Origin of the sequence: Pseudovibrio sp. Ad46 (assembly GCF_001623065.1) — a bacterium.
In the GTDB taxonomy this organism is placed as follows: domain Bacteria; phylum Pseudomonadota; class Alphaproteobacteria; order Rhizobiales; family Stappiaceae; genus Pseudovibrio.
This window is the reverse complement of record NZ_LMCG01000081.1, coordinates 1-19,037: the sequence shown is the minus strand read 5'-3', so window position 1 is coordinate 19,037 and position 19,037 is coordinate 1. Positions and strand designations below refer to the sequence as shown.

Sequence of the window (19,037 nt, the reverse complement as noted above, 5' to 3'; positions counted from 1 at the left end):
TAATACATATATATGATAATAGGTTTCGTTGACTTTCGAAAATATTCGAATAGGTTCGGCGTAATGAATATGCGTGCTTTCACGGATTCACTGGCGAGAACCGTGACATTGAGGGGCCAGTCATGAGCAAGACCATGAGTAAGAGCTATGATCTATTTGTCATAGGGGGCGGGATTAACGGCTGCGGCATTGCTCGTGATGCTGCCGGACGAGGACTTTCAGTTTTTCTGGCGGAAAAGACTGATTTTGCAAGCGCGACCTCTTCGGCCTCTACCAAACTGATCCATGGCGGACTGCGGTATCTGGAATATTATGAGTTCCGTCTTGTTCGTGAAGCTTTGAAGGAACGCGAAGTTCTTTTGAATATGGCGCCGCATATCATCTGGCCGCTTCGTTTTATTCTTCCGCATCATAAAGGCTTGCGTCCCGCGTGGTTCCTGCGCCTTGGCCTGTTCATGTATGACCATCTGGGTGGTCGTAAGCTTTTGCCGGCAACGAAGACTGTACCGCTGGACAGTGCTCCGTTTAATGATGGCTTGAAGTCTCTTTTTACACGCGGTTTTGAATACTCCGATTGCTGGGTGAATGATGCGCGTCTGGTTGTGCTGAATGCGCGTGATGCTGCTGCACGTGGTGCTGAAATTCGCCGTAACACTGAAGTTGTTCGCGCCTCCCGCACCGCTGGTGGTTGGGAGATTGAAATTCGTGATAGCGTGAGCGGCAAGAACGAGCTGGTGCATGCGAAAGCGCTGGTGAATGCGGCTGGGCCTTGGGTGTCTAACGTTTTGAAAGGCGCGATTGGGCTGAACAGTCAGGCGAATGTGCGTCTTGTGAAGGGCAGCCATATCATTGTACCGAAGATGTTTGGCCATGATCGCAGCTTCATTTTCCAGAATGCGGATGGCCGTATTGTCTTCGCGATCCCTTATGAGAATGATTTCACGCTGATTGGGACCACTGACGTTGACTATCAGGGTGATCCGGCAGGTGTTTCCTGTTCTGATGATGAGGTTGCGTATCTGTGCAGCGCGGTGAGTGAGTACTTCTCTAAAGAAGTGACCCCGGACATGGTTGTGCGAACCTATTCCGGTGTGCGTCCTCTTTATGATGATGGTGCGAGCGAAGCGCGTGCGGCGACGCGTGATTATGTTCTTGAGATGGATGAGGGTGAGAGCAAGGCTCCATTACTGAGCGTGTTTGGCGGCAAGATCACCACATATCGCCGTCTTGCTGAACATGCGTTGGAGAAGCTGGCGGATTATCTGCCGCAGGCTGCCAAGAAGAACAGCTGGACCAAGGACAGCGTTCTGCCGGGCGGTGACTTTGAGCCGAGTGACTTTGGCGCGAAGGTTGCTTCTTTGAAATCAGCTTATCCGTTCCTTGAGCATGATCATGCCTATCGTCTGGTGCGGTCCTATGGCTCTGATGCCATGAAGATCCTCGGATATGCGAAAACCACTGCTGAGATGGGCGCACATATTGGCGGCGATTTGTATGCCTGCGAGGTCAACTGGATGGTTGAGCAGGAATGGGCTGTGACTGCGGAGGACATTTTGTGGCGGCGTTCCAAGCTGGGATTGCATCTGCCGAAGGAAGCAGCAGGTGTGCTGGAGCATTACCTTGCCAGCTACTTTGAAGCGAGCCGCATGGCTGGTTAAGTTTCAGGCTCTGTTTTTCCTAGAGAAAGGCAGGGCCTGTTTTATGTCATGGCGCCTTGTATGGGATGGTATACACAAAGGTTGGTCGTTATCTTGGTGTTTTGACCCTTATATTTTGGTAAGTGACATTCTACGTTCATCATTAGAGCACATCACGTGCATTCTCATTTACGTGCCGTGCTCTAATTTGTTTGCTTAAGCGAATTCTTATCGCTTGATTGTGAGTAATCAAGCGGAACGCGCTGTAGATTGTTTCGGCGCCTCAGAAAAATAGCTGGTGCCAAATTGGATTTTCGAAGAGGGGAACCCTCTTCCGGGAGGAATAAATGACAGGGTGGGTGCTCTCCATTGATCAGGGGACGACGTCAACGCGTGCGATCGTTTTCAATGACAGTTTTGAAAGTGTGGGTGTCGGGCAACGGGAGTTTCCGCAGCACTTTCCGCATGAAGGCTGGGTAGAGCACGATCCTGATGACCTCTGGACGACGACTGTTGACACATGCCGTGAGGCTTTATCCGGTGCTGACCTTGCTGCAGGGCAGATTATCGGTGTGGGCATTACCAACCAGCGTGAGACAACGCTGATCTGGGATCGCGCGACGGGTGAGCCGGTTTACAACGCGATTGTCTGGCAGGACCGGCGAACTTCTGCCTTCTGCAGCACGTTGAAAGCGGCGGGTCATGAGGAACTGTTTACTAGCCGGACAGGTCTGCTGCTTGATCCTTATTTCTCCGGCACCAAGGTTGCTTGGATTCTGGACAATGTTGAGGGCGTGCGTGCGCGGGCAGAAGCTGGTGAACTGGCGTTTGGTACCGTTGATACCTGGCTGATCTGGCGTTTGACAGGCGGCAAGTCCCATGTGACTGATGCGACCAACGCTTCACGTACTCTTCTCTATAACATCGGCGAGAACCGTTGGGACGAAGAACTGCTGGCTCTCCTTAACATTCCGATGAGCTTGCTGCCGGAAGTGAAAGATTGTGCGGATGATTTCGGCACAATCACAGCTGATCTGTTTGGTGCCGAGTTGCCGATTTATGGCGTGGCTGGCGACCAGCAAGCGGCAACGGTTGGGCAGGCATGCTTCAAGCAGGGCATGGTGAAGTCCACCTATGGCACTGGCTGTTTTGCATTGCTGAACACCGGTGAAGAGCTGGTTTATTCCAAGAACCGGTTGCTCTCTACCATTGCGTATCGCCTCAACGGCAAAACGACTTATGCGCTGGAAGGTTCCATCTTTATTGCGGGTGCTGCCGTGCAGTGGCTGCGTGATGGGCTGAAGATTATTGAGACTGCTGCGCAGACGCAGTTGATGGCGGAAAATGCAGATCCGGAAAGCCATGTTTATCTGGTTCCGGCGTTTGTTGGTTTGGGGGCTCCTTACTGGGACCCTGAAGCACGTGCGGCGATTTTCGGTATGACGCGTTCTACCGGTCAGGATGAGATCGCACGGGCCGCACTGGAAAGTGTTGGCTACCAGACTGTTGATCTGATCAACTCCAAGTCTTCTGACATGGGCTCTCCACTCAACGGCGATACCGTGCTGCGCGTTGATGGCGGTATGGTTGCTTCTGACTGGACCATGCAGTTCCTTGCGGACATTCTTGGCCGTCCGGTGGACCGCCCGGTTGTTCAGGAAACCACGGCGCTTGGCGTTGCGTGGCTTGCTGGTATGAAGGCGGGTGTGTGGCCGAGCATGGAAGAATTCTCCAAGCGCTGGCATCTGGACCGTCGTTTTGAGCCGAACATGGACGCGACCGAGCGTGAGAAGCGACTCTCCGGTTGGCATGACGCTGTTTCCCGGACCCGTTCTCAGGCCTCCTGAGCTATATAATATTAAGCTGCGGGAGGTGCCGGATTGCCGGTTACACACTTTCCGCAGCGTTATTAACTTGCTGAATTTATTGCTTTTCCACTGTGGTTCTGGATTAATTTGTTTTCAGATATATCACAGTATTGACCTTTGAAGGTTTGAGGGTCATATTGCCTGTAATATATCACAGGTGAGGATAATCAAAATGTGGACTGGTGTTTACCCGGCTGTCACAACAAAGTTTACAGAGAACGATGAGCTTGATTTTGCAGAGATGGAGCGTTGCTTCCAGCTGCAGATGAACGCCGGCTGCGATGGCATTATTGTTTGTGGTTCTCTTGGTGAAGCGATGGCGCTGGAGCCTGAAGAGAAAATCGAAATTCTCAAGCTTGCCAAAAAGATTTGTGGGTCCAAACACGTTATCATGACTGTGTGCGAAAGCTCCACACGCCGCGCGATGAAAGCGGCAGCGGATGCAGCGGCAGCTGGCGCAAATGGTCTGATGGTTCTGCCCGGCGTTCCCTACCGCTCTGCACCGCATGAGACTGTGGCGCACATCAAGGCTGTTACCAAAGCTGGCGGCGTTCCGGTGATGGTTTACAACAACCCGGTTGCTTACGGTGTTGATGTGACATTGGATATGTTCGCTGAGCTGGCAGACGAGCCGCTTATCGTGGCGATGAAAGAGTCCACCGATGACATTCGCCGCGCAACAGAAGTGATCAACCGCTTTGGCGATCGTTTCAAGGTGCTGACCGGCGTTGATAACCTTGCGCTTGAAAGCCTGATGATGGGCGTAGATGGCTGGGTTGCTGGTCTTGTTGTGGCTTTCCCACGCGAAACTGTGGCAATCTACAAGCTGGCAAAAGCTGGTCGCTATCAGGAAGCGCTTGAGATTTACCGCTGGTTCCGCCCGCTGCTGGATCTGGATGTCTCCACCAATCTAGTCCAAAATATCAAGTTGGCAGAGATGGTCGCTATCGGCTCTAATGACCGTGTTCGTGCGCCACGTCTGGCTTTGTCCGGTGCGGAGCGTGCGCGTGTCATCAAGGTGGTGGAAGATGCAGTTGCATGCCGCCCGGAACTGCCGGAGCTTAAAGAGCTATGCGACACATCCATGTAATCGGAGCCGGGGTTGTTGGATTGGCAACAGCCCTGCGCCTTCAGCAAGAAGGCCATAAGGTTGCTCTGATTGACCGCAATGGTCCGGGTGAAATGGCCAGCCGTGGCAACGCGGCTGGCATTGCATGGACTGATGTTGCGCCTTTGGCATCCAAAGGCATTTGGCGGAAAATACCCGGCTGGTTGCTAGACCCGCTGGGGCCACTTTCTGTGCGCCCTGCTTATGCACTCAAGATCCTGCCATGGATGCTGCGGTTCTCGCGGGCATCGCTTCCTGACAAACTGAAACACAGCGTTCTTGGCAAAGCTGCGATCAACAAGGCTTCGTTGCCTGCATGGGAACGGCTGTGGCAATCCTCAGGCACGCGACATCATGTGTTTATGAAGGGCTGTCTTGAGGTCTATACCGAGCGCAGTCAGATTGAGGGTGTTCGCAAAGGCTGGCAGGAGCAACGTGAGCATGGCATCGAGGTTGAAGAGCTCAATGGCAACCAGATCCGTGAGTTAGAATCCGATTTTTCTGAGAATGTTGTTGGCGGAGCACTGGTGCCGGGATGGATGAGTGTTGATGATCCGCATGCCCTGTGCCTGAGCCTTGCAGAGGCTTTTGAGCGCAACGGCGGTAAGATCCTCAAGTCCTCGGTTTCTCATATTCAGCCGCAGGGCGATCACATTGTTCTGCATCTGGAAGGTGAAGAGCAAATCCTCAGCGATCATGCGGTGATTGCCTGTGGGGCCTGGTCCAAAACACTGGCGGCTCAGTTGGGAGACAAGGTGCCGCTGGAAACGGAGCGCGGATACAACACCATGTTTTCCGAGCCGAATGTTGCTTTGAAGCATGCTGTTATGGTGCCAGGACTTGGCTTTGCAGTGACGCAGCTTTCCCACGGACTGCGGGTTGGCGGTGCTGTTGAGTTTGGCGGGCTGGAGATGGAAGCCAACTGGAAGCGGGCTGACGCGATGGCCGAGAAGGCATCTCGTTTGTTACCCGGCCTGAACCGTGAAAACGGCATTCGCTGGATGGGACATCGGCCTTCTATGCCGGACACGCTACCAGTGATCGGACATTCTAAACAAAGCGACCGCGTGACTTATGCGTTTGGGCATGGTCATCATGGGCTCACACAGGCAGCTATTACGGCTGAGCTGGTCAGTGACCTGATTTGCGGTGAAACACCAAAAATAGATTGCACGCTTTACAGTGCTCAACGATTTTAAGCGCGGTTTTGCCGGGGGAGAGAGAGGGCTCCATCGGTTGACCGCCGGCATCCTGCATTGATGCCATGGAATTAGGGGAGGGGAGCTTGGTCTCCAAGAGTTTTTTCTGTGTTGATGGGCATACCTGCGGTAACCCTGTACGACTGGTTGCGGGCGGCACGCCAGCCTTGCGCGGCAATGATATGCTGGAGCGGCGGGCGGATTTTCTCAAGCGTTATGACTGGATCAGAACCGGATTGATGTTTGAGCCGCGTGGGCACGACATGATGTCCGGCTCCATGCTGTTTCCTCCAACACGGCCTGACTGTGATGTGGCGGTGTTGTTTATTGAAACATCCGGTTGCCTGCCCATGTGTGGGCACGGCACTATCGGTACGATCACTATGGCGCTGGAAGAGGGGCTTATTGAGCCTCGTGAGCCGGGCAAGGTGTATTTGGATACGCCTGCTGGTCTTGTGGTTGCCGAGTATTTTGAAAAAGACGGATATGTTGAGAGTGTTCGCCTGACCAATGTGCCAAGCTATCTGGCAGAAACTGGTTTGAGCGTTGACCTGCCGGGTGTGGGTGAGATCAGCGTTGACGTGGCATATGGCGGCAACTTCTACGCCATTGTTGAAGAGCAGGAAAACTTTCCGGGCCTTGAGAATGTAGGTGTTTCACAGTTGCTCGACTGGAGTCCACGGTTGCGGGCTGCATTGAATGAGAAGTACTCCGTGACTCATGCCGAAGATGAGCGCATTCACGGTATCAGCCACATTCAATGGACTGGCAAGCCAACCTCTGATGCTGCTGATCGGCGCAATGCCGTGTTTTATGGCGACAAAGCACTGGACCGTAGCCCTTGCGGGACCGGCACATCTGCCCGCCTTGCGCACCTTTACGCCAAAGGTGAGCTGAAGGTTGGTGACACCATGCGCCATGAATCCATCATCGGGTCTGTGTTTGTTGGCGGTGTGAAGGAAGCAACCAAAGTGGGTGGCCATGACGGCATCATCCCAACCATTGAAGGCTGGGCCCGCAAAACCGGCTACAACACCCTCTTCCTCGACGACCGCGACCCCTACATGACCGGTTTCCAACTGGCAGCCGACGGTGTGAAGCACTTTCCGGAGAAGGGGACATACGGAGAGTGATTGTGAATGGTAGGCAAGAGTGAGTTTCTTGCTTTGGCAAGCCACTCTTACCTTTCCAAGCATTAGAGCACGTCGCGTTCATTAGCATTCACGCATCGTGCTCTGACATCTTTGGTGGAGCGAATTCTTCTCGTTTGATTGAATCCAATCAAACGGAACGCGCTCTAGGTGTCAGATGTCGTTCCAGCGACCCAGAATTCGTTGCGGCGGGTGGTGATGCGTTGGGCTATGAAGTCAACGAAGAGGCGGACGCGGGCGGTGTTGCGGAGGTCTCGGTGGAGGAGGAGCCAGATGCTGCGGTAGGGCATTGGTTTTTGGAAGGGCGCGCGGATGAGTAAGGGATGCCTGTCGCCCAAATTGCAGGCAAGGTAAGCCATGCCTAAGCCTGCGGCGGCCAGAGAAATGAGCGGCACCAGTTCTGAGACCCTGTGCTTCAGGAGCGCTTTTGGGTAGCAGCCACTTTTGATCCATGGTGCCGTTGTCTCGCCTTCTGCCTCATGCCAGCCGATGAAACTCAGGCCTTCGCCGCTGTTGTCTTTGATCTTTTCAGCGTATTCCCGTGTGCAATACGCTGCTTGTGACATCTGCACGAGCTTTCTGCCCACAACGTCTTGTGTCACCTCGTCAGCGATGCGAAAGCCAACGTCTGCTTCTCGTCTGGTTAGGTCAGCGACATTGTTTGTGAAGTTCAGGTTCAGCTCGATTTCCGGATACTTTTCTGCAAACAAGACCAGATCATCCATGATGGACGTCATGGCCAGACCATGGGGCATGGTGACGTAGATGGTGCCGTGCGGCTCTGCATCTCGCCCGACGATGATGCGTGAGGCTGCCGTCATCTCGTCTTCAACCCGCTCTGCGTAGGGAAAAAGCGCTTCGCCCAGTTCTGTTAAAACAAGTCCTGTCTTGGAGCGGTCAAACAAGCGGTTGCCAACATGTTCTTCCAGAACTTCCAGTCGTCGGGCAAGAGTTGTGTGGTTGACCCGGATCAGGTTTGCGCCGCCTCTCAGTGTTCCGCTGCGGGCCACGGCCAGAAAGTACTTTAGATCATCCCAGTTCAGAGCGTAGTTTTCTTGCATGATCAGGCCTATACCCTGTGGTTCAAATTTGGAACATAACGTCCATTTTTACCTATCTACACTTCAAATTTCAACCAGCGTACGTTTCCTTCATCGAACATACTTCAACAGGAAACGCAGCAATGTCTCCGATCAGATCTGTTTTGATTACCGGTGCGAATGCAGGGTTAGGCCGTGAGGCGGCACGACAACTTGCAAAGACCAGCAGTATTGAGAGGATTTACCTCGCCTGTCGCAATGAAGCCAAAGCTTTGGCAGCAAAAGCTGCGCTCGAAGCTGAGGCCAAACGCGCAATTTTTGAAATTATCCTGATGGACGTGATGGACCCGGAGTCTGTGCGTCAGGCCATCAGCCAGATGGCGGCACCGGTGGATGCTCTCATTCTCAATGCAGGCGGCGTGGGTGGCCGGTCGCCCAATGGCATGACTGCACATGGCGTGACCAACATTTATGCCGTGAACCTGCTGGGTCATGTGGTGTTGGTGGACGAGATGCTTGAGCGTCAGTTGATCACCTCTACCGTGCTTTACGCTGGTTCTGAAGCTGCGCGTGGTATTCCTAAGATGGGTGTTGCCCGCCCAGTGTTGAAAGAAGCATCCGTGGACGAGTTCCGCGCTATGGCGGATGGGCGCACGTTTACTAAAAAGAGTGATCCAATGGATGCCTATGCGAGCGTGAAGCTTATTGGCGCTCTGTGGATGTCTTCCATGGCTCGTCAGCACCCGCATATTCGCTTTGTGACCATGAGCCCGGGCGGTACCACTGGCACCAACGGGTTTGATGATATGCCCTTCCTCAAAAGGCTTTTCTTCAAGCATGTGGGCGGCGTTCTGATGCCTTTGCTGGGCATGATGCATGGCGTTGAAGATGGTGCGAAGCGCTATGTGGATGGCATTCTGGATCCGAAGTTCAGGAGCGGTGTTTTCTACGCCAGTGCTGGCGAAGGTGCTATCGGCAAGCTGACTGATCAGGCCACTCTCTTTTCTGCTCTCAACAATCACAGTTTTCAGGACAACGCCAATCAGGCTGTCCATCAACTCATCTAATTCCCTAAAGCAGTTCGCATTTAAGTTGAAACACCTGAACTGCTTTCGTCTTTGTTTTTGCGTATCTTTATCCGAAATCCGGTTTCCACTTTTCGGAGACACGCTGTAGTTATTTAATCTGGAGAGAACCTATGGATCTTATCTATCTAATTATGGTTGGCGCCCCGACACTTATGCTTCTCGGTCTGGGGACCGTCTCAATGTTTGCTCCGTCGCGCATGACGAAGAACTTTGCGCTTGAGCCCGTTGGTGTTGCCGGTCTGAGCACGATCCGATCTGTGATTGGTGGGCTGTTCTTATCAAGTGTTGCGCTTTTGATTATTGGGTTTGTGACGGCGCAGCCGCAAGCCTATGTTGCCGTTGCCATTTTGCTGGGTGTTGTTGCGCTGGGCCGTGTTGTCGGCTTGCTGGCAGATGGATTTGTAAAAGAGGTTGTTCCGCCGCTTATTGTTGAGCTCGTTCTTATCGCAGCTTTGCTTGGTGCTTTCTTACGGCCTTTCTAAGAGGACCAATGCTCCTTTAAGGGCTTGGAGTTTTAGGCGGTGGGGAACCAGAGTTCTCCGCCGTTTTGCTTTTTTAAAAGGGTCGATAAGCTAGCGTGACCTGATCTTCAACCAGCGGAAGGCTTGGTCAAGGTAAGCAGCACCGTCAGTGGTTACAGGATCACCGTGTGCGACTACGACCGCTTTTGTCGGCCAGCCGAGAATTTTTTTGAGTGCTTTTCGGGCTGTTGTCTTATCGCGGAAGGCGACGCGGAACTTGCGTGGCACACTTGGTGTTGGCTCTGTCATCAAATCGAGCCGTGCAACGAGGGCCCGCCATCCTCTGAACCATCCTTTAGGAAACTGCTGCAACAGGTCTGTGAACAGCGTGGTTCTGCTGGCTTTGTGAAAGAACACCACCTCTGTTGTAATGGAGTTGCCACCCACGACAGACTGGGTAATCTCTGTTTGCCAATCTGCCTGAGGCGTGTTGCTCAGGGTAGAGGCGAAGGACAGATCTGGTCTCTTTTCAGCCAAACCGGGAGCGGCGTGAAGTTGGGCCTGAGGATAAGCCGTGGCCCATTCCGTGAGGAAGCTGTCGTGCAGATGGTTTGGTGCGATGATGTGGCGAACGGGGCCGAGCGCATCTATTTGGTCTTTCAACTTGTCTGACAAAGCTATGGGCGACCAGATGAAGAGCTCGCCATTTTGCAGGCGGATGACCGCCATGCGGGTTGAGTAACGAAAGCCAAGTGCGGCTGTGATGACTGGTCCACTTGCCAACCAAATTTCCGGAGCGAATGAGTAAAGCGTTGACATGACGTTCCTCATTGTGGAAGTCAGGCGCGTGGTATTTTGTGCCCTATGGTCATAATTCTAGAATATCCCGGGATGTGATGAAACCATCTGTTTTGCCAAGAGTGGAGGACAAAAGTGGGATGAATGCCAGCTTGATGAAGGGAATTCATGCTCTTTTGCGAAATTGAATAAAGTATAGGGGTAATAACCTATAATATATCCACAGTCACAAATACGCGGTTTGATAGCAAAACGTTTACATATATCTCGTGATAAACTAAGCGGTGGCCTATAAGACCTCCTGTCTTATTAAGATCTGCCGAGTATGCCTCGTATGCATCGCACAGATTTTGCGACCAGAACTCTCTGATTTACTTCTCGAAGGACTCTAAGACGATGTCTTGGGAAATGCTTTTCACCTTCTTCGTATTGTTTGCAGCCGTCATCCTGTTTGTTTCCGACAAGCTGAGGTTGGACCTTGTTGCGATCATGGTGATGTTGGCGCTTGGGCTGTCTGGTATTCTGACGCCTGCTGAAATGCTTTCGGGTTTCGGATCCACCGTTGTTATTCTGATTGCCGGACTGTTCATTGTTGGTGAGGCGCTGGCTCAAACCGGGATTTCTTATGCGGTTGGAGACAAGATCGTTCAGATTGCGGGGGATCAGGAGTGGAAGCTGATCGTGCTGTTGATGCTGACGGTTGCGGCGCTGGCGTCTGTTATGAGTGTAACCGGGGCAGGGGCGATCTTTATTCCGGTTGCTATCCGCCTTGCGAGCCGCTCCAACCTTTCTCCTTCGCGGCTGCTAATGCCACTTGCTTATGGGGCGCTGATTGGCGGGATGCTGACCTTGATCGGTACACCGCCCAACCTGATTGCCAATGCTCAGTTGCAAAATGCTGGCATGGAGCCGTTCAACTTCTTCATCTTCACGCCGATCGGGCTCGTTATTCTCATTGTCGCAGTGATTTACATGCTGGTGTATGGGCGCCTGTTTTTGCGCGGTCAGCAGCGACCACAAGGGGCGACGGAGCAGGGACGCCGGACGCTGCAGGGGTTTTTGGAAGCCTACGATATTGAAGACAAGATTGTCCGTCTGCGGGTCCGTGAGGATTCTGAGCTGGTTGGGCAGACTGTTGTGAGCGCGAAGCTGCGGCGGCGGATTGGGCTTACACTGTTTGGGTTGGAGTATACCTCCACCACGACCAAGCGGTTGAAGGTGACATCGACCCAGACAAACCGTGCCTTCAAGGCTGGTGATATTGTGTTTGGGGTGATGCAGGAGCCTATCAGCGGGGATGTGTTTGCCTGCATTGGGCTGGAGCTGTTGCCGATGGGCGAGGAGGGGCATCACCTTTCTGCTCGTGAGCTTGGCATGGCGGATTTGATTGTGGCGCCGGATTCCAAGCTGATCGGCAGAAAGATCAGTGGTGCCGGATTTCGGACCAACCACAACCTGAGCGTTGTGGGGCTCATCCGTAAGGGGGAAACTCTGCACGGGAACTTTGGGAACATCGAGCTGAAGTTTGGGGACCAGTTGCTTGTGGTGGGGGACTGGGAGAACATCAGCAAACTGCAGGCGGCGCGGGAGAGTTTTCTTCTGTTGGCGTTTCCGGAGGAGATCAAGAACTATCTGCCCCGGCGCAAGCTGGCGCCTGTCGCGCTTGGTATTCTGGCGGTTATGCTGGCGCTCATCATCTTCCGCGTGGTGCCCAGTGTGACGGCGGTTGTGCTGGCGGCGACGGCTATGGTGTGTGTGGGGTGTGTTTCAGTCAATCGGGCTTACACCTCCATCAACTGGCCCAGTCTGATTTTGATTGCGGGGATGATGCCCATGGCCACCGCTTTGGAAAAGACGGGCGGGCTGTTGTTGATCGTGGATCAGATCGTTGGGCTTTATGGCGATAGTCCGCCTTATGTGATGCTGATGTCGCTGTTTTTGCTCACCTCTGTTTTCAGCCAGTTTACGTCGAACACGGCGACGGCGGTGCTTATTGCGCCTGTTGCGTTTGAGGTGGCTGCGATTATGGGCGTGCGGCCTGAGCCGTTTTTGATGAGCGTTGCGATTGCGGCTTCGACGGCGTTTTGTACGCCTGTGGCCTCGCCCATTAACACGCTGGTGATGGGGCCGGGGAACTACCGGTTCAAGGATTATGTGGTGATTGGCGTGCCGCTGCAGATCATGGCGCTGGCGATTGCCACCCTGCTTATTCCGGTGTTTTTGCCGTTCTAGCTGAGGTTCAGGATCCAGTCTTCGTATTGTCGGCCTTGCTTGACTTCTCCCTGAGCGGCTGCGGTGATCTCAAAGGATTTTGAGCGCACCTGGCGGGGGGAGAAGCCGAAGTATTGTTTGAACATACGACTGAAGCTGCTTTCATTCATGAAGCCAAAATCCAAAGCCACCTGATAGGTTGCTCTGTAGGCGTTGCGCGGGTCTAGCAGTGCGCGCAAGACGGCCTTCATGCGCCTGTCGCGGATGTATTTGCTGACGCCGCCGAAAGACAGAAACAACTCGTAAAGTTTGCTGCGCGATACGTTTATGGCGCTGCCGAGATAGTCCGGAGACAGGTTGGGGTTGGTCAGGTTTGCCTCGATAATGCGGCGGGCGCGGGTCATCAAGGCCAGATTGACACCTTCCTGCCCTGCCTCGCTTTCATGAGGCATTCCATTCAGGCACGCTGCAATCAACCCCATGGTTGCGGGCACGAGTTGCTGGGCTTGCTGCATGTTTAGTTTGCTGGTCTGGGCGCTGACTGACGAGAGGTGTTCGCGCAAAATCACGTTTAGTGGATGGGCCGCCGGGAGTGTTTTTAAGTTGCTGTCATCGGGGCTGTGCAACAGGGGGGCAAGCTGCTCGCGTGCAATCAGAATGGAGCGATTGCTGTAACTGCCCGAGATTGAGCCACCTTCCTGTGAGAAATCCAGAAAAATGCAGTCACCCTTGTTGAGGTTGACGCTCTTTGGTCCTGCATAGAATTCGGCGTCGCCCTCATCATGAACCATCAGCAAATAATGATCTACGCCATCTCGTGCCATGGCCGCATTGGTGCGGTTGGCGATGTGGGCCTGTGCTGTCACCTGAGAGAGCATGAGGGAATCGAACAGCACAGACTGGATCTCACCAAAGAAATCCAGCTGATCCTCGCCGCGGTGAATTTCTGCCTCGCAAAGACAGGCTAAGCTCTCTCGCCAGAACGCAAATCTGTCTTTTCGCCGGATGGAATTTAATGAGAATGAGTTTTTTGGTAGGCCGACGATCGGTTCCGTTTGAATTGCCTCACTCAACGGCTCGCCTCCTGCTGCATGAATGCTTTAGACATGCATACTATGTGATGTATTTGACAAGTACACAACTGCAGGCACCTATATAATTTAGTAGATGCCTATGGCGTTCAGGAGGGTTTTGAAGCCTCAGTTATCACGAGCAAAAAAGCGTTTCGCAGCCTGCACCCTCATGATAGTTGCGACGGTTTGCTTCTTACCACCTGCAATCGGTTTTGCATCAGAAACAGGTTTGTTATCTGCACCCTCAATATTTTGGGAATATTGCGATGAGTTTGGGCGCTTTAGAGTTGCGTGACCGACTTCAGCGCACATGAGCAATATGGTGGTGAGATGTTCTATCTTGGGTTTAAAGGCAGGTTGGGCAGAGCGAAGTTCTGGCTACTGAGTTTGTCATGGACTGGCTTGCTTTTGTCTACTCTTTTGTATGTGGTCCATCCGCTCGAAGTTGGTTCTGACACTGTTAAGTTTTCACTCGTGGCTCTTTTGTTTGCAGCCTTCTACTACGTCCAGCTCTCATTGTTGGTCCGGCGCTTGCACGATATTGGCAAGTCTGGCTGGTGGTATGTTCCATACTTCTTCATTCCCACAACCTACCTCCGCTTTTTCAATCAAAACCCAGAATATGAAGCCCCACTTATTGTCAGTATTCTGATTGTTTTATTGGCTATCTTTGGCATGCTGAACGCCGGTTTTGCTGCGGGGACCAAGGGGCCGAACAAGTATGATGTGGAGCCGACCCCGGTAGCTGCGTGAGTTGATGGGGACAATGAGGATGAAGTTTTGTTTTCTGGTCAGTTGAGTTGTTGCTTCTAATCAACAAGCCGGCAAATGAACTAAGAATGCTGACCTAGCCTTAGTGAGGAACCCACCATTGTTGGTTTCCTCACAGTTCTTATTTTAGTCTTTGAAACTAGTTAGTTCGAGTAATAACGAACTGCTGTAATGACACTATCTCTGTTCCAACCAATAGGATCGCACCACGAAGCCTCTTGGACAATCCTTGGTATGCGTTCTTGTCCCCAAGGCCTAACTCCGATGATTGGCTTTCTCAAACGTTTTGCTTCAGAGATTTCGTATTCAATCCAACCGCTATGGGCTGCATACATTCCTCCAAGTACTAATACAACTTGGCTTGGATTGATCTGGCGGGTCATGCCTGCTTTCAGTCCTCTGACTGTTTTATCAGGTAAGCCATCATGACTTGGTACACTGCAGTTCCTCCAGGAAAAGTTGGCAGCGCCGTTAAACCATTCAACAATCTTATTATAGTGCTGGTTGTATCCCCAAGCATGGCTGATAAAAATCATTCTAGTTTTGAGGCTAGGCATCAACAGTGCTCCCTGAAATGCTATTGTTGTAAAAATCGATGACTTTTTGCTTTCCTTCGAGATAAGTTTCCTTTTGCCAATCTGCAGAAAGCAGCTCGAAGAAATGAGCTTCATAGACTTCAGCGTCTGCGGTTTTACCGAGTGCATAGCTACAATTCGCGAGCGTTGCATAAATCCAGTGCTTATCGGCCCTTTCGTCGAAATCATCACTGGCTATGGTGATAAGCAGACTCTCGAGAATGGCGTTGCGAATTTTTGTTGCCGTCATGCGATCATAAAGCGCTTCGTCTTTTTCTTCCTGAAGGGCTGATCTAATTTCTAGGCAGGTGGCTGCATTTTCACCATTGTAGTAATCGCCTCGAAGCTCGAAGCCTTTTTCATAAAATTGAATGGACTGATCTAGTGTTGCTCTATCTTGATTGTGTTGCCACAAGCGCTTATGGATCGCGCCGGTTAAACCAAGAGTCTCTGGGTCGTTAGATTTCTCGGGCTCTAGAGATTCAAGCAAATGCAGTGCTCTCATTAGAGCTAAAGGTTCAGAAGGATGCTTGGATTTATAAGTGTGAAGAGCAGTCTGTTGACGAAGGTATGGGTTGTCAGGTCGCATTTCTAGAAGAGATCTAAATTTGCTTGCAGCTTTGGAATGTTGAGAGGCACCTGCAGCATCTTCGGCTTCACTTAATAATGAAGAGAAGTGTTCTTGAGCTTCCTCAGCATCGGTGAGAACCTCTTCAAATTCGTCGTCTGTGAATGTTGGCTGTTTTAAAAAGGGTATGTATGTGTAAACAGGGCTATCAGGCTTTGGGTCAGACGATACAGCTTCTATCAGCTTACTAAGTTCTGTTTGAGCGCGCTTGGCTTCACGATTGCCAATATCTTCTCCTAAGTGCTCATACATGAATGTTGCTGTATGATCTAAGTCGAAGTGAAGTTTGCCTAGTTTTTCTTTCATCACGATTGTTGAGTACGGTCGCAATGCATGTCGCACACCTAGCTCATAAACCGCGTTGACATTTCCAGTCGAGATATCTGCTACAACTAAATCGGCTCGAAGGAGCATTTCATACATTTTGACGTCAATAACGCCAGAGTGCAGAATTTCATTCGCTCGGATGCATCTATAGCCATTTGCTTCAACTGAAGGTTGAATAATGGCTTCGTAAGTGGCATCCAGATCGAGCAATCGCCCTGACTCGTAATCAGTTTTCTTACCAAACCCCATTACAACAAAGCAAATTTTCTGCTTCTCGCTCATCGCAACCTCTTAAGAACTATTAGATGTATGAAAGCTAACTTCGAGCTATAAGTTGTGCAATCTATAAGTGTAATATAATTTTATTATATCTATAAGTGTTGCGGCTAAATCTCCAAACCCCGCCTTTTAATGGTCTGTCTCACTCTCATGTAATGTCTTCCTGTTAGAGGTACGGCGCGATTGCTCCTGTTGGTGTCTAAAAGGAACCCCTGCTGATGATCGATATGATTATCGTGGCTGGCTATTTGGTTGGCATACTTGTGGTGGGGCTTTGGGGTGGTCGGATTCAGCGGGGACTGAAGGATTATGCGACGGCGGGGCGTGAGTTTGGGGCTCTTGTTATCTTCGCCACCATGTCCGCCTCTTTTATCGGCGGGGGCTTTTCTACCGGCAATGCGGAGAAGGTGTTTTTATATGGCGTTGCCAACATTGTGGCGCTGTGGGGCTTCAGCTGTAAAGAGATTGCGGTTGCCACGCTGATTGCGCCCAAGATGAAAGCGTTTCCTGATGCGGTTTCTGTTGGGGATGTTATGGGCAAGGCCTATGGCAAGCTGGCCAGACTGACCACGGGTGTCTGCGGTTTGTTGTTGTGCTGCGGTATTGTGGGCGCGCAGGTTGGGGCGATTGGCGTCATCTTCAATGTGTTTTTTGGGTTGGACCGGTTCTGGGGCATTGGGATCGGTTGCGGCATTGTTATTCTATATACGACACTGGGTGGTATGCGGGCGGTGGTTTACACCGATGTGGTGCAGTTCGTTATTCTGGCGATTGGCATGCCGCTGGTGCTGGGCTTTGGCATTTATCAGATTGGCGGCGTTGATGCGCTGTTTGCGGCGGTGCCGCCGGATCATCTAAGCCTGCCCGGGCCGGACTTTGGCTGGATGGGGCTGATTGGGCTTATTCTTGTCTTTATGTTTGGGGAGACTTTGGTGCCTCCTTATATGCAGCGCTTGCTGGCGGGGAAGACCGCGTCTGCTGCGGCGCGCGGTACACTCTATTCCGGGCTGTTCTCTTTTCTCTTCTTTGCAATCACCGGAGCCATTGGTTTGGTGGCCTTTGCGCTGGACCCGGACCTGAACCCTAATAATGCCATGGCCTTTGTGATTGTGAGCGTTATGCCGCCTGTGCTGAAGGGGCTGGTGTTTTCCGGTGTGATTGCGATTGTGATGTCCTCGGCGGATTCCTATCTCAACTCTGCCAGTATTGCGTTTGTGAATGATGTGTTGCGGCCTTTGCGGCGCAAAGAGATGCGGGAAGAGGACCTGCTGTTCATCGCCAAGCTGGTGACGCTGGTTGTGGGGCTGCTTTCTATTGTGTTTGCCGTCTCTATAGAGAGCATTCTGGATATTCTGATTTACGCCTACAATTACTGGGCGCCGATTGTGCTGGTGCCGCTGGTGGCTGCTATCTATGGCGCTCGTCGTGGAACCCCTGCGTTTGTGGCCGGGGCGGTGACGGGTGTTGTTGCGACGGTGTTGTGGCAAAGCGGGCTCGACTCGCCTTTTGATCTGCCCGGACTGGTGATTGGTGTGCTTGCCAATCTGGTTGTGTTCCTCTCCATGCCGAAATCTTCCATCTATATGCATGAGTGAGTGAGGGCGGCTGGTTTGCTCAAGACATTTTGATGTTTTGTGGGTTGCGGGGCGGGGTTGGTGCGCTAGCCTTTCAGCTAATCTGGAGCTTGATGCGTTCTTTTACGATCACGCATCGTGCTCTCACATATTTGGTGGAGCGGTTTTATTGGGTTTGATTGCATAGGATCAAACGGATCACGCTCTTATGGAGGCTTTTATGCGTGCTTTTGTTTCTGGACTATTCCTCAGCTTATTGGTGACACCGGTTTTGGCCGGAGAGGCTGATGTGGTCAACGTGAATGTGACCCCGCAGGCGGAAGGCTCCTATCGGTTTGAGGTGAGTGTGCGCCACAGCGATGAAGGGTGGGACCATTATGCCGATGCGTGGGAGGTGCTTTCTGAAGACGGTAAGGTGCTGGCCGTGCGGGTGCTGGCTCATCCGCATGTGGATGAGCAGCCGTTCACGCGGTCTTTAAGCGGTGTGCAGATTCCAGAAGGGATGTCGCGGGTGGTTGTTCGTGCCAGAGACAGCGTTCATGGGTATGGCGGTGAGACGGTAACCGTGGACCTGCCGGGGCGGTGAGGCTGGTTCTGCTGGGGCAGGCTGTCGTGGTTTGCGGTAGATTTTGGTGAGGCGGGCATAAATTGGGTTTGGGCTGGCTGGCTCGGGCCTGACGGTGAGGGGCATAAGTTGGGCTCGGTTGGAGCTGCGGGTGCGGGCGGCTGGATCAGGCTTTCGCCTTGTTTGCCGACATAGGAACGCAAGATCGCGCGTCTCACACCGAAATAACGCAGACTAACGCATAAGAACGCAAACCCGGTGAAGGGCGGTTTGCAGCGGTTGAGCGACTCGCTGAAGTATCAGAGGGACGTTTGCGGTGGTTTGGGTGTGTTGGGGGTGTGAGTTTCGTTTGAAAAAGTTGGATATCCCCGTCTGTGCAAATTTTGGTTTTGTTAATTTTTGGTGTTTTGGCTGGTTGTTATTGGCTTGTTTCTGGGGTTTTTGTGGTGTTGGTGGTGGTGTGTGGGTTGATATATGAAGTTATTGAATTGTTTGAATTTTAGTTTTTGCCCGATTGTTTTGTTTTTTTGGAGTTTGCGTGTTGACGGGTCGGTCTGGTATCCCTATAACCCGCTTCACGCCACCGGGGCGGGCCACTGAGGCGCGGTTCTGGAGGCACAAAAACAGAAGGATTTACGGGGTTTTTAAGAGGTCTTGTAAGTCTGGATATTGAGGATGAGGACA

The 19,037-nt window shown here is 52.2% G+C and carries 16 protein-coding genes; 11 read left to right on the top strand and 5 right to left on the bottom strand.

Annotation, left to right across the window (positions count from 1 at the left end):
- Positions 1-134: 134 nt before the first annotated feature.
- The 5 genes from glpD (at position 135) to PsAD46_RS25335 (ending at position 6,945) form a co-directional block, all read left to right on the top strand.
- Positions 135-1,658, top strand: a complete 1,524-nt coding sequence (glpD, locus tag PsAD46_RS25355; protein ID WP_063298517.1) for a glycerol-3-phosphate dehydrogenase — start codon at positions 135-137, stop codon at positions 1,656-1,658.
- Positions 1,659-1,984: 326 nt separating this feature from the next.
- Complete coding sequence (glpK, locus tag PsAD46_RS25350) at positions 1,985-3,484, top strand: glycerol kinase GlpK (RefSeq protein WP_063308161.1); 1,500 nt, start codon at positions 1,985-1,987, stop codon at positions 3,482-3,484.
- Positions 3,485-3,677: 193 nt separating this feature from the next.
- The gene (locus PsAD46_RS25345) at positions 3,678-4,595 is read left to right on the top strand and encodes a dihydrodipicolinate synthase family protein (RefSeq protein WP_063308160.1); all 918 of its coding nucleotides are present in this window, start codon (positions 3,678-3,680) and stop codon (positions 4,593-4,595) included.
- Positions 4,577-5,812: an FAD-dependent oxidoreductase gene (locus PsAD46_RS25340; RefSeq protein WP_063308159.1), complete on the top strand. Its 1,236-nt coding sequence runs from the start codon at positions 4,577-4,579 to the stop codon at positions 5,810-5,812. The genes PsAD46_RS25345 and PsAD46_RS25340 overlap by 19 nt, the downstream gene beginning before the upstream one ends.
- An 86-nt stretch (positions 5,813-5,898) precedes the next feature.
- Positions 5,899-6,945: a 4-hydroxyproline epimerase gene (locus tag PsAD46_RS25335; RefSeq protein ID WP_063308158.1), complete on the top strand. Its 1,047-nt coding sequence runs from the start codon at positions 5,899-5,901 to the stop codon at positions 6,943-6,945.
- Between the two features lie 164 nt (positions 6,946-7,109).
- Here the strand turns inward: PsAD46_RS25335 and PsAD46_RS25330 are convergent, their stop codons facing one another.
- The gene (locus tag PsAD46_RS25330) at positions 7,110-8,024 is read right to left on the bottom strand and encodes a LysR family transcriptional regulator (protein ID WP_063308157.1); all 915 of its coding nucleotides are present in this window, start codon (positions 8,022-8,024) and stop codon (positions 7,110-7,112) included.
- A gap of 122 nt (positions 8,025-8,146) precedes the next feature.
- On the opposite strand from PsAD46_RS25330, the gene PsAD46_RS25325 reads away from it, so the two are divergent.
- Together PsAD46_RS25325 and PsAD46_RS25320 are read left to right on the top strand one after the other, a co-directional pair.
- Positions 8,147-9,070, top strand: coding sequence for an SDR family NAD(P)-dependent oxidoreductase (locus PsAD46_RS25325; RefSeq protein WP_063308156.1), 924 nt, complete (start codon positions 8,147-8,149; stop codon positions 9,068-9,070).
- A 131-nt stretch (positions 9,071-9,201) separates the two neighbouring features.
- The gene (locus PsAD46_RS25320; RefSeq protein ID WP_063308155.1) at positions 9,202-9,573 is read left to right on the top strand and encodes a DUF4345 family protein; all 372 of its coding nucleotides are present in this window, start codon (positions 9,202-9,204) and stop codon (positions 9,571-9,573) included.
- A gap of 90 nt (positions 9,574-9,663) precedes the next feature.
- Here PsAD46_RS25320 and PsAD46_RS25315 read toward each other — a convergent pair whose 3' ends face one another.
- Complete coding sequence (locus PsAD46_RS25315; protein ID WP_063308154.1) at positions 9,664-10,371, bottom strand: DUF4336 domain-containing protein; 708 nt, start codon at positions 10,369-10,371, stop codon at positions 9,664-9,666.
- 375 nt (positions 10,372-10,746) lie between these two features.
- On the opposite strand from PsAD46_RS25315, the gene PsAD46_RS25310 reads away from it, so the two are divergent.
- Positions 10,747-12,582, top strand: a complete 1,836-nt coding sequence (locus PsAD46_RS25310; RefSeq protein ID WP_063308153.1) for an SLC13 family permease — start codon at positions 10,747-10,749, stop codon at positions 12,580-12,582.
- Here PsAD46_RS25310 and PsAD46_RS25305 read toward each other — a convergent pair.
- Positions 12,579-13,634, bottom strand: a complete 1,056-nt coding sequence (locus PsAD46_RS25305; RefSeq protein ID WP_063308152.1) for a helix-turn-helix domain-containing protein — start codon at positions 13,632-13,634, stop codon at positions 12,579-12,581. The genes PsAD46_RS25310 and PsAD46_RS25305 overlap by 4 nt on opposite strands.
- 291 nt (positions 13,635-13,925) lie before the next feature.
- Between PsAD46_RS25305 and PsAD46_RS25295 the strand changes: the two genes are divergently transcribed.
- The gene (locus PsAD46_RS25295; RefSeq protein ID WP_208982033.1) at positions 13,926-14,387 is read left to right on the top strand and encodes a DUF805 domain-containing protein; all 462 of its coding nucleotides are present in this window, start codon (positions 13,926-13,928) and stop codon (positions 14,385-14,387) included.
- Positions 14,388-14,548: 161 nt separating this feature from the next.
- On the opposite strand, the gene PsAD46_RS25290 is transcribed toward PsAD46_RS25295, so the two are convergent.
- Together PsAD46_RS25290 and PsAD46_RS25285 are read right to left on the bottom strand one after the other, a co-directional pair.
- The gene (locus PsAD46_RS25290) at positions 14,549-14,962 is read right to left on the bottom strand and encodes a TIR domain-containing protein (RefSeq protein WP_063308150.1); all 414 of its coding nucleotides are present in this window, start codon (positions 14,960-14,962) and stop codon (positions 14,549-14,551) included.
- Positions 14,955-16,217 (bottom strand): TRAFs-binding domain-containing protein, encoded by a 1,263-nt coding sequence (locus tag PsAD46_RS25285; protein WP_063308149.1) that lies wholly within the window; start codon positions 16,215-16,217, stop codon positions 14,955-14,957. Before PsAD46_RS25285 ends, PsAD46_RS25290 begins: the two co-directional genes overlap by 8 nt.
- Before the next feature lie 215 nt (positions 16,218-16,432).
- On the opposite strand from PsAD46_RS25285, the gene PsAD46_RS25280 reads away from it, so the two are divergent.
- Positions 16,433-17,809 carry a sodium:solute symporter family protein gene (locus PsAD46_RS25280; RefSeq protein WP_063290177.1) on the top strand — a complete coding sequence of 459 codons (1,377 nt, stop codon included), beginning with the start codon at positions 16,433-16,435 and terminating at the stop codon, positions 17,807-17,809.
- Between the two features lie 199 nt (positions 17,810-18,008).
- Positions 18,009-18,374: a hypothetical protein gene (locus PsAD46_RS25275; RefSeq protein ID WP_063308148.1), complete on the top strand. Its 366-nt coding sequence runs from the start codon at positions 18,009-18,011 to the stop codon at positions 18,372-18,374.
- Positions 18,375-19,037 lie beyond the last annotated feature (663 nt).

What these genes read in the sequence shown, in the direction of transcription:
- glpD (WP_063298517.1), top strand. Translation starts at nt 135, where the DNA reads ATGAGTAAGAGCTATGATCTATTTGTCATAGGGGGCGGGATTAACGGC.
- glpK (WP_063308161.1), top strand. Translation starts at nt 1,985, where the DNA reads ATGACAGGGTGGGTGCTCTCCATTGATCAGGGGACGACGTCAACGCGT.
- PsAD46_RS25345 (WP_063308160.1), top strand. Translation starts at nt 3,678, where the DNA reads ATGTGGACTGGTGTTTACCCGGCTGTCACAACAAAGTTTACAGAGAAC.
- PsAD46_RS25340 (WP_063308159.1), top strand. Translation starts at nt 4,577, where the DNA reads ATGCGACACATCCATGTAATCGGAGCCGGGGTTGTTGGATTGGCAACA.
- PsAD46_RS25330 (WP_063308157.1), bottom strand. Translation starts at nt 8,024, where the DNA reads ATGCAAGAAAACTACGCTCTGAACTGGGATGATCTAAAGTACTTTCTG.
- PsAD46_RS25325 (WP_063308156.1), top strand. Translation starts at nt 8,147, where the DNA reads ATGTCTCCGATCAGATCTGTTTTGATTACCGGTGCGAATGCAGGGTTA.
- PsAD46_RS25320 (WP_063308155.1), top strand. Translation starts at nt 9,202, where the DNA reads ATGGATCTTATCTATCTAATTATGGTTGGCGCCCCGACACTTATGCTT.
- PsAD46_RS25315 (WP_063308154.1), bottom strand. Translation starts at nt 10,371, where the DNA reads ATGTCAACGCTTTACTCATTCGCTCCGGAAATTTGGTTGGCAAGTGGA.
- PsAD46_RS25310 (WP_063308153.1), top strand. Translation starts at nt 10,747, where the DNA reads ATGTCTTGGGAAATGCTTTTCACCTTCTTCGTATTGTTTGCAGCCGTC.
- PsAD46_RS25290 (WP_063308150.1), bottom strand. Translation starts at nt 14,962, where the DNA reads ATGCCTAGCCTCAAAACTAGAATGATTTTTATCAGCCATGCTTGGGGA.
- PsAD46_RS25285 (WP_063308149.1), bottom strand. Translation starts at nt 16,217, where the DNA reads ATGAGCGAGAAGCAGAAAATTTGCTTTGTTGTAATGGGGTTTGGTAAG.
- PsAD46_RS25280 (WP_063290177.1), top strand. Translation starts at nt 16,433, where the DNA reads ATGATCGATATGATTATCGTGGCTGGCTATTTGGTTGGCATACTTGTG.
- PsAD46_RS25275 (WP_063308148.1), top strand. Translation starts at nt 18,009, where the DNA reads ATGCGTGCTTTTGTTTCTGGACTATTCCTCAGCTTATTGGTGACACCG.